This is a genomic window from Legionella sp. (assembly GCF_965140895.1).
GTDB lineage: Bacteria > Pseudomonadota > Gammaproteobacteria > Legionellales > Legionellaceae > Legionella.
The window spans coordinates 19,288-33,622 of the sequence record NZ_CBCSKT010000046.1 but is presented as its reverse complement, the minus strand read 5'-3'; the positions used below and the strand labels follow the sequence as shown (position 1 = coordinate 33,622).

The window sequence follows — 14,335 nt, the reverse complement described above, 5'->3', positions numbered from 1 at the left end:
TGATGACCTGCCAAAAAAGAATCACTATGAGCCTTATTAATTCTTCAAAAATAACGGTTCTTATAAACGGAGAAAAGGGCAGCACCAAAAAGGTATATTTTCCATAAAAATATTGATAAATTAAGGAGCTTATTAAGAAAAGAACAGGGATTTAAATTTGCGCTCGCTCTTATTAACCGGTCTTTGCTGTGTATCGGTGTTAACAGGTTGTAAACTTCATAGCGTAACTTCAAGCCATACGCCGCAAATTAATGCACACAATTTAGCAATAACTCATGTTTATAAGATCCCCAGTACCAATCAACCCAAGAGCTGCCTTACTCGATTTAATGATCCCCAGCTACATCAGCTGATTGCAGTGGCACTAACGGATGGGCCTGATATGCGTAGTGCATGGACTCGGATTGATCGCGCCCGACAAATTGCCAAAGGAACATTCTCAGCACTGTGGCCTTCGGCAGATCTCAAAGGCTCAATTGCCAAAGACCATTTTTCCTTTCACGGTGTAGTTCCCCCACCATTCACTGAAATAATAGCGAACCAGGCTCGTATCGAAAATCTGGCGTTAAATTTTAACTATGAACTGGATTTGTGGGGCAAAAATCGAGAAACCTTCGCCAGCAGTGTCAATGAAAGTTTTGCGACACATATGGATCTAGAGGAAACACAGTTAATTTTAAGTTCGACCATTGCCTCGGTTTATTTTGACCTCCAAAATAATCTGCTTCAGCAACAATTAGCCAAAGAAAATGTACGGCTTTTAGAAGAACTCGAAGGGATTGTTACCGATCGCGCCAAACAAGGGGTTGAATCAGACATTCCGGTCAAAACAGCCATCTCAAGCACCCAAGCAGCACGACTGTCGGTTGATGACTATCACCGCGCAGAAATGCAGGCACGTCACCAATTAGCGACCTTAATGGGTAAAAATCCATTTAATACAGAGATAGAAACCAGCAAATTTACTTATAATAAACATGAACTTGCCTTGCCGAAAATAATCCCTGCTAATTTACTGGGGCATAGGCCAGATATTATCGCCACACGCGCTCGTGCACAAGCTGCAGCACATTTGATTAAAGTAGCCAAGGCCGCTTTTTTCCCCAATATTAATTTAAGTGGCGTGCTTAGTTTACAGTCATTTTACTTTAGCAAACTGTTTCATATAGCCCTGCAAACTGAAGGGGTTAAAGCGGCCCTCGAATTACCTATTTTTGATGCAGGAGCCCGTAAAGCGAATCTAGGCGTCAAGCGTGCGGAGTATGAGCTGGCAGTGAATCAATATAATCAAACGATTTTAAATGCCTTACGTGAAGTTAGCGATCAAATGACCACGCTACAAACCTTAAATAAACAGGTTAACTCTCAAGAAAAAGCAGTGCATGCTACCGAAACCAATTACCGTTTATTTCGCTCCCGTTATGCCAGCGGCGTCATTGATTACGTGCAGCTTCTTGAAATAAAACAATTAGTAGTGCAACAAAAATCACTACTTATTAGTTTACAAACCCGTCAAAAACAAGCTTTCGTAGCCTTATTAGCAGCCCTTGGTGGCGAGGTATCATTATGACCAAAAAAGAAGAAAATGGTGGTGCAACCCCAGAAACCTTACATAAACGTAAGGTAGCCATGTTGGCTCTAGGTGGTCTATTTTTATTTATTGCCATTGTCTGGTTTATGTATTGGCTGATTTGGGGACAATTTGAAGAATATACTGATGATGCTTACGTGAGCGGTAATTTGGTCCAACTCATGGCACAAATACCGGGAACCGTTGTTGAAGTTGATACCGAAAACACTCAACTGGTAAAAGAAGGACAGTCCCTCATTAAAATGGATCAGGCAGACTACGCCATAGCATTGCAAAAAGCTAAGGCCGATCTAGGCCAAACAGTACGCCAAGTACGCCAATATTTTGAAAATGCCGCCCAAGTACGAGAACATGTAATCTTAGATAAAGCAAATCTCGTCAAAGCCCAACTGGACGTAAAACGCCGCAAAGGATTAGTAGGCAATCGAGCGGTATCTCGAGAAGAAATGCAACACTACCAAACAGCCTTAGATGCAGCCCAAGCGAGCTATAATGCGTCCCTGCGCCAATTAGATGCAGCGAATGCCTTAGTTGAAAACACCAATCTATACAACCATCCACTGGTGGAAACCGCAAAAGCAAATCTAAAGAACGCGTATTTAAACTTCCAAAGAACAACGGTTGTCGCTCCAGTCACCGGGTTCATTGCGAAACGGACTATTCATCCAGGGCAGCAGATAGCACGGGACACCGCGATGCTTGCGATTGTCCCCTTGCATGATACCTGGGTTGATGCAAACTATAAGGAGTCTTCGCTGGAACATATTCGCGTGGGCCAGCCGGTTATTCTCTATGCAGATGCCTATCCCGGCATAACCTATCATGGCAAAGTACTTGGGCTCAATGCTGGAACTGGTTCCGCATTTTCCTTGCTTCCACCACAAAATGCTACGGGAAACTGGATCAAAATTGTACAGAGATTGCCCGTACGTATTCAGCTTGATGAAAAGGAAGTAGCAAAGAATCCCTTACAAATAGGACTCTCTATGCGAGTTACGGTCAATACCAGCAACCGCAATGGCAGTAGAATGCCAACGACCAATAAAGCACTTTTTAACTATAAAACAACGGTCTTTTCGGATCAATTAGCCAAAATAGACGCGCTCATTGACTCCATATTAACAGCAAACGCTCCTGACATGTCTTTACCCAAGGCAGATAAGCATGACTGAATTTCCCCCGCTAACTGGCAGTCGACTGGCATTAATGACCTTTTCCTTGTCATTAGCTATTTTTATGAATGTTCTTGATATCTCTATTGCGAATGTAGCGATTCCAACCATTGCCGGAGATCTCGGTGTAAGCCCTGATAATGGCACTTGGGTCATCACCTCTTTTGCGGTAAGCCAAGCCATTATGTTACCACTTACCGGATGGCTGGCGCGCCGTTTTGGTGAAGTTCGTCTATTTCTATTTTCTACTGCCTTATTTACCATTGCCTCCGTACTCTGCGGTTTATCATTTAATCTGCCCATGCTGATTTTTTTCCGGGTAGTGCAAGGAGCGGTTTCTGGCCCAATGATTCCTCTATCGCAAAGTATCTTGCTCGCAAACTATCCCCCAGAGAAAAGAGGCTTGGCAACAGGAATCTGGGCGATGACTGCGGTAGTAGGCCCCATCGTTGGGCCTATTCTTGGCGGCTATATTACCGATAATTATACCTGGCCCTGGATTTTCTATATTAATGTTCCTGTTGGTATTTTTTCGGTGATTTTTACGATGATTACGCTCACCGGAAGAGAAACCCCTATTGTCAAACGCCCAATCGATTATGTCGGTTTAATCTTATTAATTATTGGTATTGGCTGTTTACAAGTTTTATTAGATAAAGGTCATGACTTAGATTGGTTTCACTCGGATATCATTATTACCTTAAGTATTATTTCCTTAATCACACTAAGCTTTTTAGTGATTTGGTTACTGACCCAGAGCGATCCAATTATTGACCTGTACTTATTTAAAAACAGGAGTTTTACCATCGGCGTCATTTGTCTGACTCTGGGCTTTTTAGTCTATTTTTCTAACGTTGTTATTTTTCCATTGTGGTTACAAACACAAATGGGTTATACCCCGACTTGGGCAGGCCTTGCCGTAGCGCCTGTGGGGATTATCCCATTTATTCTTACTCCCATTGTAGGAAATTACATGGGTAGATTTGACTTGCGCGTGGTAACCAGCATAGGCTTTCTAGTGTTTGCCATTACCTCCTACTGGCAATCCTTATTCTATACGGACATTGGATTCATTCAACTTATTGAACCACGTATTGTACAAGGATTCGGTCTTGCCTTTTTCTTTACGCCGCTGGTTGCCATGCTTTTAGCAGGCCTGCCTCCTGAAAAAATGGCCAGTGCCCTAGGGCTGGGTAATTTCTTCAGAATCCTCGGGGGAAGTTTTGGCACCTCAATTAGTGTTACCCTATGGAATGATCGAGAAGCCTTACATCAAAGCCATCTCGTAGAATATGTCAATGCCTTTAGCCCCATCACCCAACAAGCCCTCGACCAATTACACTCATTGGGCATCCATGGTATAAAACGTTTCGGTGTGCTCTATGAGGCCATCATTAATCAAGCTTTCATGCTGGCTACGAATGATATATTCAGAGCCTCTGCTTGGGTATTCACTTTTTTACTGGCACTGGTTTGGCTGGCCAAACCAACTTATGTGAAATCGGGTGGTCCCATTGCTGCAGAATGATTGTTTTTAAAACAATTTTTCTCTATAATCCGTTTCGATTTTAAACAATAAGGTGCTTTAAAATGAAGAAATGGATGGTACTGGCAGCATCAAGCTTTATGGCAATGAATGCTCATGCAAAAGAGTTTTACTGTGGCTATAAGGATTATTTTCGTTTAAGCGATGACACACACCCAGAGATTCATATTGTCAATGGATTTAGCGATCAAGATATTATTCTGCAAATGATAGGCCCTCGCAGCTTCCTTATTAGAGATTCTTATCAATGCAAAAGCGGATATGCACACGTTACTGTTGCCTATGATGCTGAAAACTGGTGTGTACTCGACATCAAAGATGGTCCTTACATGAATCACCCTAAAGTTAACGCATCCTGCAATGGTATTCGTTATCTTGAAACTGAATATGATGGCTGGGGTAGCTATTCATATACAATTAAACTCGATTAAAGATCGCCCCGTCAATGTGTATGCAAATTTTCGTCATTGCGAACGCAGTGAAGCAACCCAGAATGAACTTCGTTAATACTTTTGTGCTGGATTGAGTTACTCGTTCGTAATGGTATTTGTACTGCTGATGCACTCTCCCCCATCTCCTAGCATGTACTTGACAAGCATTGCCCAATTAAATAACATATCAATCCAATTTTAATCATGAGAAGCAAAAAAATGACTAACTTTTTCCGTAGACGTCACACCAAACAATTAGTAGGTGATGTTGGTGTTGGTGCACTTAATGCTGCAAAAAATGGTGTTTTTGGCGGTCTTTTAATTGGTGCTACTGCACCCACTGTTGGCGCTCTTGTTATGACAGCAAGTGCTGCGGCTCTGGGTGGAGCACTTTTAGTTATTCCCGCAATGATGGCCTATAAGACATTCATTAATGCTGAGTATTTCGATAGCTCTTTTCTTACATACATGGAAAATACCGGATTCAAAGCAGCCTTTGCTTTTACTGCAGGTTGTCTGGGAGCGGCTATTTTAGGAACCGCAATCCTCCAAGCCGGAGTAGCTTGCCTTGCAGCGTCACTAACGTTCAGCCTTCTTGGCAAAATGACGCAAATGATTATTGGGGCAACAACTGATGGTTTGTCTAGCGAGGTGCAGCTAGCGACAAAAGTAACGGCATAATCTGTCACCTTACTATGCGCAATATAGCCTGGTTGCATGCAACTGAATCTTATACACATCTTGCTCCAATACAAAAAAATGATCCAATTGCTTTTTTGTATTGGAGCAAGATGTGGAATTGGATATTGAAAATGCGCAGTCATGGTCGGAGTTTGTATTTTCACAGTGTGACTTTAAAGACAGTCGCTTAACCAAGCGACTGTCTTTAAATAGGTAATCAACTCTCATTACATACAGGACGCTCGTTGTTAGCCAGTTGCGAAGGAGATGCAAGTAAAATAGAAGGGAGTTATCGCTATGGCACTGTTAACAAAGTAATCCTAGCACTTTAAGACATAAAGTACCGCACAAAAAAATTGGTAATGACTTAATCCTGCTGGACGTCCAGGCCGTTTGTAATGGCTCCAAATATACGGCGCAATATGCTGTAAAAAATCTTCTTCTTTAATAGGATAATGCCTCAAATCCATTTAGCTCTTTCCAAAAAAGTCTTTTTATATCATATCAATTACTTTGTTAACAGTGCCATAACATCAGCGCTAAAACAATAAAGGTGTAAGGTCGCGACAGAGCAATCCATACAATCCACATAACTAACGGTCCCTGTCACGTCAAGCAAATAGCTTAGCAGTATAACAATAAAATACGGATAAAATAAATTCCAGAATTTTAACTGGCAAAATCAATGCATTACTAACTTAGGTCAATAATTTGTCCGCAACGAACAAAGCCACGGAATCCATGTGTACTTATATCAGGTAAGGTTCCATCATTATAATGATAAAGCCACATTTTAGCCCTGATTTCGGGAGCTAAAGTAGTTAACTGATCAAAATGAGCATGCACGCCACTGGGTACCCGCAAGGTTTCACAATCATGAAACACAATGGCGGCTTCTTCATAGTATTGTTTAAATTGGTCGGGGGTAAATTGCGTGTCCGCGGTGATAAAAAACTTCGTTCCTTGATAGACGATGTCCAAACCATAACATGGCATTAAACAACCATTGGAATGCACGTGCACAGTTTTAATTAAGTTTATTCGTAAACCCTCCCATTCAAAGCATTGTCCATTCGCAACCGTTTGCACCGAAAAGAAATCACTCAGTGTTGCATCAACTTCATCCAGCGTTTTTAAACCTCCACTGAGTGAATGTTCCCAAAGCATCTCTACCAATTTTTCATGAACAATCAGCGTAGGCTTTCCTTTGTGCGAAACAAACTTCCGTTGTAGTGCAAACCACTCCATACCGCCAACGTGATCTGCATGCAAGTGACTAATATAAACCGCATCAATTTCTTCGGCCGTATAATTAGCTTTAGTTAATGAAAAACGAATATCGGTACCGCAATCAATTAATAGCTTTTTGCCATTATCAGTAAGAAGCAGCATATTGGATTGATAATTTAAGGGGTCGCTACCCAATCCACTTCCGGTGCCTAAAAATAATAATTTCATTAAATAATCCTAATTAATACTGCCTGTCCTAAATGACAAAAATACAAATACTTACTCTTTAAAGAATAGCATTTAAAATTAGTTATTAAAAATAACCCGAGTAGAACAAAATAGTCTATCTTTTTAATAAGAATTAGGTGTTTACACATAGGTACGGTGGATGAAATTAAATTTGAAAAATACCCGGCTTATCAACTGCTTTTTTTCTTTTTGGCAATTACACTAATATGCCTAATTTACTGTTTATTTCAGTTAAAGTACTACTCAGCCAAAGAAAGGTTCACCGAGCTGGACCGCCACAAAGCCTATGCAATCGCTGATGAGCTACGCCAAAGCTCGGATGATTTAACCACCATGCCCCGTCTTTATATGGCTACCAGCAATAAAAAATATCGCAATTATTATATAATGATCAAGTATTAGCCATACGCAATGGTGTGGCCCCCACCCGGTGAACTATGACGAACCCTATTGGGATTTAATTATCACCAACAAAAGCCCAAAAGATTATCAAACGCCGAAATCCTTGGGAGGAATGATGCTAGAGCATCATTTCTCCTTAAAAGAGTTTGCCCTTCTGGTTAAGGCTGAAAATAAAAGTAATACATTAACCTAAATAGAAATAAAGGCGATAAATGCGGTTGATGGAAAAGTTCAAGACGGCTCAGAACATTACAACATCCAAGGAAAACCAGATCCAGAACTAGCGCAAACACTGTTATTTAATGATGAATACATGAATACCAAAACCGAGGTAATGCAACCTATCCGGGAATTTTTTGCAGAAGTAAACGCGCGAGTGCAACGTACCATTCTCGGCATTGAGGCACAAATACAACATACCTTTTCTATTGCCTTGGGGCTTGCATTTCTATCAACAATCATGATGATATTCTCTATAGTGCAAACATTAAGATCCTTATCCAAAGCCAATGAAGAAAATGATTTGTTGCTACTCAATATCTTACCCGAGTCCATTCCATCGCTTCTCGCCTTAAATTAGGTGAGCAAAACATTGCGGATGAGTATCCTCAAGCAAATGTGATGTTTGCGTATATTATTAATTTCAGTGAATTAACAGACCAATTAGGCCCTAAAAAAACGGTCACCATTTTGAATAAATTGTTTGCTGAACTAGATAGTATTACCGAGAAATACCATGTAGAAAAAGTAAAAACGATAGGTGACAACTATATGGCCGTTTCCGGTGTTCCCGTGCGGACAACACGACACGCCATAAATATGGCAAATTATTCTCTTGCTATTTTTAGAACGCTTGCACGCATTTAACCAATCCCAGCAAATGAATCTGCAATTTCGCATTGGTATGACTTATGGGACAGTAATTGCTGGCGTAATTGGAGATAAGAAATTTTTATATGATGTCTGGGGCAATGTGGCCAATTTAGCCAGCCGTTTAGAAAAAAGCGCCCAGCCTAATAAAATTCATATCTCGGAAAAAATAGCTTTTATGTTAGAAGAAGAGTTCATTATTCAACCTTATGATACAATTACAGTGAAAGATTTTGGACCGATAAAGACATATTTTTTGTTGGGTAAAAAAGAAGACGTTGTAGGCTAAAATAAGCCCTTGAAAACGCTCTATTCTCAATGACTTGTAGAGGTGGGCCTATGGGCCCAACATAGCGTTCGGGTGTGGCTCGAGAATCACTCAGTTAATGGCAACGCCGACAAATCCCATAAATATTTAATTCATGATCTGTCATCTTAAAACTAGCACGTTCAGCAATCTCTTTTTGTCGTTGTTCGATCACCTCATCAACAAATTCCTCAACAAAACCACATTTCACACAAACCAAATGATCATGGTGAGCACCCTGGCTTAATTCAAAGACGGAATGGCCCCCTTCAAAATTATGACGCGTGACGAGACCGGCATGCTCAAATTGGGTTAGCACGCGATATACCGTCGCCAGGCCGACGTCTTCACCGGTTTCTAATAATGCCTTATAAACCCCTTCAGCGCTTAAATGATGATTGCTAGACTGTTCTAAAATCTGTAATACTTTTAAACGTGGTAAGGTTATTTTCAATCCGGCATTCTTTAATTGCTTACTTTCATCCATCGATGCTCCTGGTTCGACTATTTTCTCTAAGATCACGAAGTTCTACATACCTTGCAGGTGTCTTTCAGTAAATGACGTGCTATTATGGCGAAATTTTTCACGGTAGGCAAAAAAATGAGAATAATAGCTTTACTCCTTGGTATTTTATGTACCTTAACTCTAACTCAATGCACCTCCTTTGACTTTGCGCGTCGAGTAGCGCAGCAAGGAAATTTATTACCCGAATCCAAGCTAAAACGCTTAAAAGTTGGCATGAGCAAGAATGATGTTGCCATTTTGATGGGAACCAGTTTATTAAGTCCTACGTTTAATAATGACCGTTGGGATTATGCCTACACTTGGCGCCGTGGCCATGGAAATATTAAGATCATTACCGTGAGTTTGTATTTCTCGAATGGAACCTTAAAACGGATTGAGCGAATCTAACTCTATTAAACCACGTAGGTCAGGGCCATGGATCCGACCTACGCCTCACACAATTTTGGGTTTACTTCTTTCCTCGAGCTCTTTGACGCCTGTTCTCTTTAGGATCTAAAGATAAAAGACGATAAATCTCAACCCGATCACCCTCTTTAAGTACGACATCCAATGCGACCTGTTTCGCATAAATGCCTGTAGGCATGTCTTTGGTTTCGGGATGAGAATGATGTATTCCTGATGCATGTAAAGCTTCTGCAACGGTTGCGCCCTGCGGCAACTCCAGTCGCTGATGCACTGTCCGCTGTTCCCTATCAATATAAACAAGCTCAACCTTCACCATAAATTGCCCTTGCTCGTTCACAAAATGAATCAACCATTTTATCCGTTACTTGTTCAAAAACAGGGCCTAGCAACATAGAAAACATACGGCCAGCAAATTCAAACTCCAAGTCAAAAGAAACCTTACAGCCCTCGTCAACTTCATCAAAACGCCAAAATCCTTCCAGGTGACTGAATGGGCCATCAACCAAGCGAATTTCAATCATTTTATTAATCTGCAAACGATTACGAGTCGTGAATGATTTACTCATCCCTGCCGCACCAATCACCAGTGTTGCCTGTACTTCATCTTCATCACGATGATGCACCACACTTTCCGTACAATACGGTAGAAACTGAGCATAATGTTCCACTTCATTTACTAAACGAAACATTTGCTCGCAAGAATAACCTACTGTTCTTGATTTTTTTACTATTGTCATAAAATACTCCCAGGGGCGTGCTGGCATAACCAAAGGCTTATATCTCTAATTTCATCCATACACACAGAATGCTCCATAGGATACTTGTGATCCGAAAGATAGGTGTAACCATTGTTTAATAACCAATCTTTACTCATCTCAACCCACTTCGGTACTACTAAAGGATCAAATTGTCCTGAACCCAGAAAAATCGGCGTATGCTTATCAAGCTTTGGTCTATTATGATCCGCTAAAGGCAAGTATGCGGATAAAGCAATAACCCCACCCAAACGCCCCGGGGTGTGCAGTGCCGTATGCAAAGCCATTGCTCCGCCTTGGGAAAATCCCGCTAAAAACAACTGCTCCAAAACAAAACCGTCACGCACTTGTGCATCCATCACTTCGCGAATTAAGAATTCTGACTGCTCAATCCCTTCCTTGTCTTGTCGATCAACTAATTCCATTCCCAGGATGTCATACCAAGCTGGCATAACCATGCCATTGTTGAGCGTCACAGGGCGCACTGGCGCATTAATAAACACATGACGTAACGCCACATCCCCAGCCACCAATTGATCAGCTAAACCGACCATATCAGAAGCATCAGCACCCAAGCCATGCATCCAAATGACACATGCTTGTGCTGGAGCCTGGGACTCTTTCATATAAACATTCAAAATGTTCCCCTTAATGCAAAAGGCAAATTATCGCGAATGCCTCAACACAGTGCAAGTTATCCCAAAGCAATATTTACAAGAAAATCCTTTTTTCGATAAAATTTAATTCGTGAGCAAAGCGTCTTCAAATAGGAACAAACCAAGCTCATAATTGTTTATTTTATCGACAACACTGTGTTACAATAGTCTATTGTGTTTTAAGAGGTACCAAAATGCACCCAAACGACAAAAAAAAACCATTTCTTCTTACTATGTTGGGTACAGATACCACGCTATATCCCATCACTAAAAAAACAAAAAAAGACCATGTCTTAAAAAAGGGAGAGGTCGTTAGTGATTATCCAAAAGGAGAATCATTAAGTTTGGTGAGCATGCAAGTTCAAGTTGCAAATAAAGCGGAGATAAATCAAAGCCCAATCCCCTATAAGACAAACGAAGTTACGGTTGTTAATGGTCCCTCAACCAGAGGCACGAACGTTGGGGAAAAGATTGGGTTTGGTGTTGCTGAAATATTATTCGCGGTTGCTCGTGGCCAACAACCAATCAATATCATTGCCCACAGTAGAGGTGCGGTTGAATCCGTGCTGATTACCCATGAAGTACAAACCGTACAAAATATCATTGCTGACTGTAACTCAATTGATGAAGTCATTGAAGAGCTACTCCGTCAACAGACTGAACGACTTAACGCAAAAAAACCGATTAATAACACTCCAGATATTATCGAACATTTAAAAGATCAATTAAAGATCATTCCTCAAGAAGAGCGAGTAAGCTGGTTTGAATCGCTGAAACAGAATATGCCCAATACCTCTATTAATTTTTTTGGTATTGATCCCGTCCCCGGAGATTGCTTTCCCATCACCTGGTATGACGATCGTTATTTTACCATGCCAGCGATTGCCCAAAACGTGCAAATTCTGTATTACGAAAATGAACATTCCTCCTTAGGATTTACACCTGCATGGATTCAACCAGAAGCACCAGAACAGAAATTTGCGTGCCATACGATTCCGGGCCATCATGGAACCGGCTCTGCTGGAAATAATGGCTCCCAGCAAAAAGTGGTTATGACCGACTCCTCGGTAAAGGCAACGCATATTCAGAAGTTATTAATTTATAAACTGCTGGATTTCTTAAACCAACACGGGGTCATCTTTAACGATCTAAGCCAAGAGCTTTTTAAGAAGCATACGGCTGTAGGACGAAAGTATGCCATGATGTTAAACGATGAAGAGAAACATGTTGACGTTTCCGATATTCTTGTCGATCTAAGAGATGACCAACTTGAGCTATCCGATGATGAGTCGAGTGAAATCGAAGTGCTTGATGAGCATGCAGGACAAATTGAACAGGCAATGGCATCATCGCCTGAAGATAAAAAAACTGATGTGGCTAAACTTAATTTTTCAGCTATCTATCGCGAGCTTTATAACAAAATCGCGCAAAACAAAAAAGCATATGAGGCATTTAATGGTACCTGCTATACCCTGACGGGGGTTACTCCTCAGCGGCGCATTCTGCGCAAAGGTGACCCAGAGAAAGCAGGCCACACCTACGGACTCCTTACTGATGTTCTTCCCATTAACTCAGGTTTTGTTAATGATGAACAAGCCCGGCTAATGCAAGAATACTTTTTCAGCATGTTCCAATTAGAGCATCCTCCCGAAAATCTCGCAGACATCGTTAATGAGGTCAGTGTGGTTTTAGAAAAAAATATCAGGCCCCTTGCTGAGCAAGATACGGTACAAGATAAGATCGAGGATCTAAATAGCAGTTATATTCTCGTAGATGACAAACGCGCAAACCTGCACGACAAAGCGACACGTGACGTAGTTAGCAAAACCTTTGGTAACGTCATTCAATTAGTTAGCACCCACTACTTAACTGTTGATTGGAGCTCCGTTGATAAAAAAGTGGAAAAACAACACCTTTTTAATGCCATCATTCACCTACTTCAAAAATTTGACGAATTAGCTAAACTACAAGATAAAACAGCCCAGACCTTTGTTTCTGAACTAAAAAACCTAGCCATATCTGGAATTGCGGAGACATTAGAAGATCAGTATCAAATATTGACTAAAAACTATGCTCGCATTAATCAGTCTACAGATGCACGGTTACAACGTTTTTTCTCCGATCTTAGTGCTCAATTTTCTACCAAAAAACCTAACGTGCAAATCAACAACATGGTTGCAGAAATCATGGAATCATCTGCATACCAACAATTAGCAGATCATCCGCCCGCGCTTAAAATTGTCCACATCTTTGAACAGCTAAGTACAAATGGTTGCACCGAACTAATTGACCAAATTGAAACAAATTTAAAACAACATCGTTCGGGATTAGGTTCCAATGAGTTGAATGAAAAAGAAACCAATATCATTGAAGAACTCGCAGACAATTTTGTGGAGCAATACGCGGATAGCCTGGAAGCTTTTGCAAAGCTCCACGAGCAACTGCACGTCTTTATGAATGATTTAAGCGCGTTAAGTAATCTGGTTCCTGAAAAAACAAAAGACTTTGGTGCCTATGTACTCAAACTTCGTGAAAATTCGCATACTTTGGTTGAGCGAGCAGCACAAAAATTCTTCTACGGCCATCACAGCGATGAGCTTCCCCCAATTGCCGCTCCGGGAACTTTTGCAGAATTGGTAGAGCGTTATGCTATTGAAAATTACGATGTGGTCGATCGAGCGAAAGAAAATCAAGTGGCATTGGAAAATGATAACAGCCAACTACGTGCCGCGAAGGAACAGCTAGAGAAAGAGAAGCACAATGTAGAAGATCAGTTAAATATACAGAACCTGGTAAATACCGCCTTAGGAAAGCAACTACAAGAAAAAACCGAAAAAAATCAAGATGTTCAAGATGCCTTAAATAGAGAGGAGGAGGCAAATAGTCTTTTACTCATCAGCCACAAGTTAAGGCCATTAACTGTAGATTACTTGCGAAAACTGGAAAACTCAACCAGCGATGAAAACGGAACCAGAGGCAAGAAAATAGAGCATCTTGAAGCGTTACTGGAGAGCCTAAATAATACAGTCGCGCAGCCCAAACCCTCTGAGCGAGTCAATGAATTTTATAACAAATTAACACTCGCTGCTGATGAGTTCGACAAACACCGTGATAAAGACTGGGTACGCTATGTGAGAAATACAGTCATTGCTGGTGCTATTTTGGCGACAGCAGTTTTTCCAGGGTTATTGTTCCTCATGGCTTATGTAAAATATACGGGTAATTCGCCTTACTTCTGGACCACTCAAGGTCGTGCTTTTGTTAATGAAGCGTATAAGGCACGTCAATTACCATCAACAACAGATAAAGCAGTGCAACCTGAAACGGTTGAACAAGTAGAAAACCCAGAGGAACTAGAGCCGGTCGTAGATAACTCGATAAAAGCCTCTATATAACTCGCATTTTTAAGGCTTTCCTGATGTAAGTGGCTCTATATCAGAAAAGCCGCCCTCTTTTAAAACAAGGCTTTCATTTACCATTCATGTCAAGGCCGACAATTCTAAATATAAATAAA

At 41.0% G+C, this 14,335-nt stretch carries 16 protein-coding genes; 11 read left to right on the top strand and 5 right to left on the bottom strand.

From position 1 onward, the window contains the following. Positions 1 to 157 precede the first annotated feature (157 nt). From ACQY7T_RS06275 to ACQY7T_RS06255, 5 genes are all read left to right on the top strand, one after another. A complete protein-coding gene (locus ACQY7T_RS06275) occupies positions 158 to 1,570 on the top strand; it encodes an efflux transporter outer membrane subunit (RefSeq protein WP_428412089.1) in 1,413 nt (470 codons plus the stop codon). Then, entirely contained in the window at positions 1,567 to 2,763 is a 1,197-nt protein-coding gene (locus ACQY7T_RS06270; RefSeq protein WP_428412088.1) for an efflux RND transporter periplasmic adaptor subunit, read from the top strand. The genes ACQY7T_RS06275 and ACQY7T_RS06270 overlap by 4 nt, the downstream gene beginning before the upstream one ends. Then, positions 2,756 to 4,291, top strand: coding sequence for a DHA2 family efflux MFS transporter permease subunit (locus ACQY7T_RS06265; RefSeq protein ID WP_428412087.1), 1,536 nt, complete (start codon positions 2,756 to 2,758; stop codon positions 4,289 to 4,291). Before ACQY7T_RS06270 ends, ACQY7T_RS06265 begins: the two co-directional genes overlap by 8 nt. A gap of 62 nt (positions 4,292 to 4,353) precedes the next feature. Beyond that, positions 4,354 to 4,740 (top strand): hypothetical protein, encoded by a 387-nt coding sequence (locus ACQY7T_RS06260; protein ID WP_428412086.1) that lies wholly within the window; start codon positions 4,354 to 4,356, stop codon positions 4,738 to 4,740. Positions 4,741 to 4,959: 219 nt separating this feature from the next. Then, on the top strand, positions 4,960 to 5,421 hold the full coding sequence (locus ACQY7T_RS06255; RefSeq protein ID WP_428412085.1) for a hypothetical protein: 462 nt from the start codon (positions 4,960 to 4,962) through the stop codon (positions 5,419 to 5,421). 693 nt (positions 5,422 to 6,114) lie between these two features. On the opposite strand, the gene ACQY7T_RS06250 is transcribed toward ACQY7T_RS06255, so the two are convergent. Further along, positions 6,115 to 6,879 carry an MBL fold metallo-hydrolase gene (locus ACQY7T_RS06250; RefSeq protein WP_428412084.1) on the bottom strand — a complete coding sequence of 255 codons (765 nt, stop codon included), beginning with the start codon at positions 6,877 to 6,879 and terminating at the stop codon, positions 6,115 to 6,117. A 451-nt stretch (positions 6,880 to 7,330) separates the two neighbouring features. Between ACQY7T_RS06250 and ACQY7T_RS06245 the strand changes: the two genes are divergently transcribed. The 4 genes from ACQY7T_RS06245 (at position 7,331) to ACQY7T_RS06230 (ending at position 8,461) form a co-directional block, all read left to right on the top strand. Continuing rightward, the gene (locus ACQY7T_RS06245; protein WP_428412083.1) at positions 7,331 to 7,495 is read left to right on the top strand and encodes a hypothetical protein; all 165 of its coding nucleotides are present in this window, start codon (positions 7,331 to 7,333) and stop codon (positions 7,493 to 7,495) included. A gap of 120 nt (positions 7,496 to 7,615) precedes the next feature. Further along, entirely contained in the window at positions 7,616 to 7,882 is a 267-nt protein-coding gene (locus tag ACQY7T_RS06240) for a hypothetical protein (RefSeq protein WP_428412081.1), read from the top strand. A gap of 41 nt (positions 7,883 to 7,923) precedes the next feature. Continuing rightward, positions 7,924 to 8,169 carry an adenylate/guanylate cyclase domain-containing protein gene (locus ACQY7T_RS06235; protein ID WP_428412080.1) on the top strand — a complete coding sequence of 82 codons (246 nt, stop codon included), beginning with the start codon at positions 7,924 to 7,926 and terminating at the stop codon, positions 8,167 to 8,169. A 13-nt stretch (positions 8,170 to 8,182) separates the two neighbouring features. Next, positions 8,183 to 8,461: an adenylate/guanylate cyclase domain-containing protein gene (locus ACQY7T_RS06230; protein ID WP_428412079.1), complete on the top strand. Its 279-nt coding sequence runs from the start codon at positions 8,183 to 8,185 to the stop codon at positions 8,459 to 8,461. Positions 8,462 to 8,555: 94 nt separating this feature from the next. Here ACQY7T_RS06230 and fur read toward each other — a convergent pair whose 3' ends face one another. Continuing rightward, positions 8,556 to 8,966: a ferric iron uptake transcriptional regulator gene (fur, locus tag ACQY7T_RS06225; protein ID WP_428412078.1), complete on the bottom strand. Its 411-nt coding sequence runs from the start codon at positions 8,964 to 8,966 to the stop codon at positions 8,556 to 8,558. An 84-nt stretch (positions 8,967 to 9,050) separates the two neighbouring features. Between fur and ACQY7T_RS06220 the strand changes: the two genes are divergently transcribed. Next, positions 9,051 to 9,392 (top strand): outer membrane protein assembly factor BamE, encoded by a 342-nt coding sequence (locus ACQY7T_RS06220; RefSeq protein WP_428412077.1) that lies wholly within the window; start codon positions 9,051 to 9,053, stop codon positions 9,390 to 9,392. A 61-nt stretch (positions 9,393 to 9,453) separates the two neighbouring features. Here ACQY7T_RS06220 and ACQY7T_RS06215 read toward each other — a convergent pair whose 3' ends face one another. From ACQY7T_RS06215 to ACQY7T_RS06205, 3 genes are read right to left on the bottom strand one after another with little or no spacing between them, the layout of a single operon-like run. Next, positions 9,454 to 9,726 carry an RnfH family protein gene (locus ACQY7T_RS06215; protein ID WP_428412076.1) on the bottom strand — a complete coding sequence of 91 codons (273 nt, stop codon included), beginning with the start codon at positions 9,724 to 9,726 and terminating at the stop codon, positions 9,454 to 9,456. Continuing rightward, the gene (locus tag ACQY7T_RS06210) at positions 9,713 to 10,147 is read right to left on the bottom strand and encodes a type II toxin-antitoxin system RatA family toxin (protein WP_428412075.1); all 435 of its coding nucleotides are present in this window, start codon (positions 10,145 to 10,147) and stop codon (positions 9,713 to 9,715) included. Before ACQY7T_RS06210 ends, ACQY7T_RS06215 begins: the two co-directional genes overlap by 14 nt. After that, entirely contained in the window at positions 10,144 to 10,791 is a 648-nt protein-coding gene (locus ACQY7T_RS06205; protein ID WP_428412130.1) for an alpha/beta hydrolase, read from the bottom strand. Before ACQY7T_RS06205 ends, ACQY7T_RS06210 begins: the two co-directional genes overlap by 4 nt. A 224-nt stretch (positions 10,792 to 11,015) precedes the next feature. Between ACQY7T_RS06205 and ACQY7T_RS06200 the strand changes: the two genes are divergently transcribed. After that, positions 11,016 to 14,216 (top strand): hypothetical protein, encoded by a 3,201-nt coding sequence (locus ACQY7T_RS06200; RefSeq protein WP_428412074.1) that lies wholly within the window; start codon positions 11,016 to 11,018, stop codon positions 14,214 to 14,216. Positions 14,217 to 14,335: the final 119 nt, after the last annotated feature.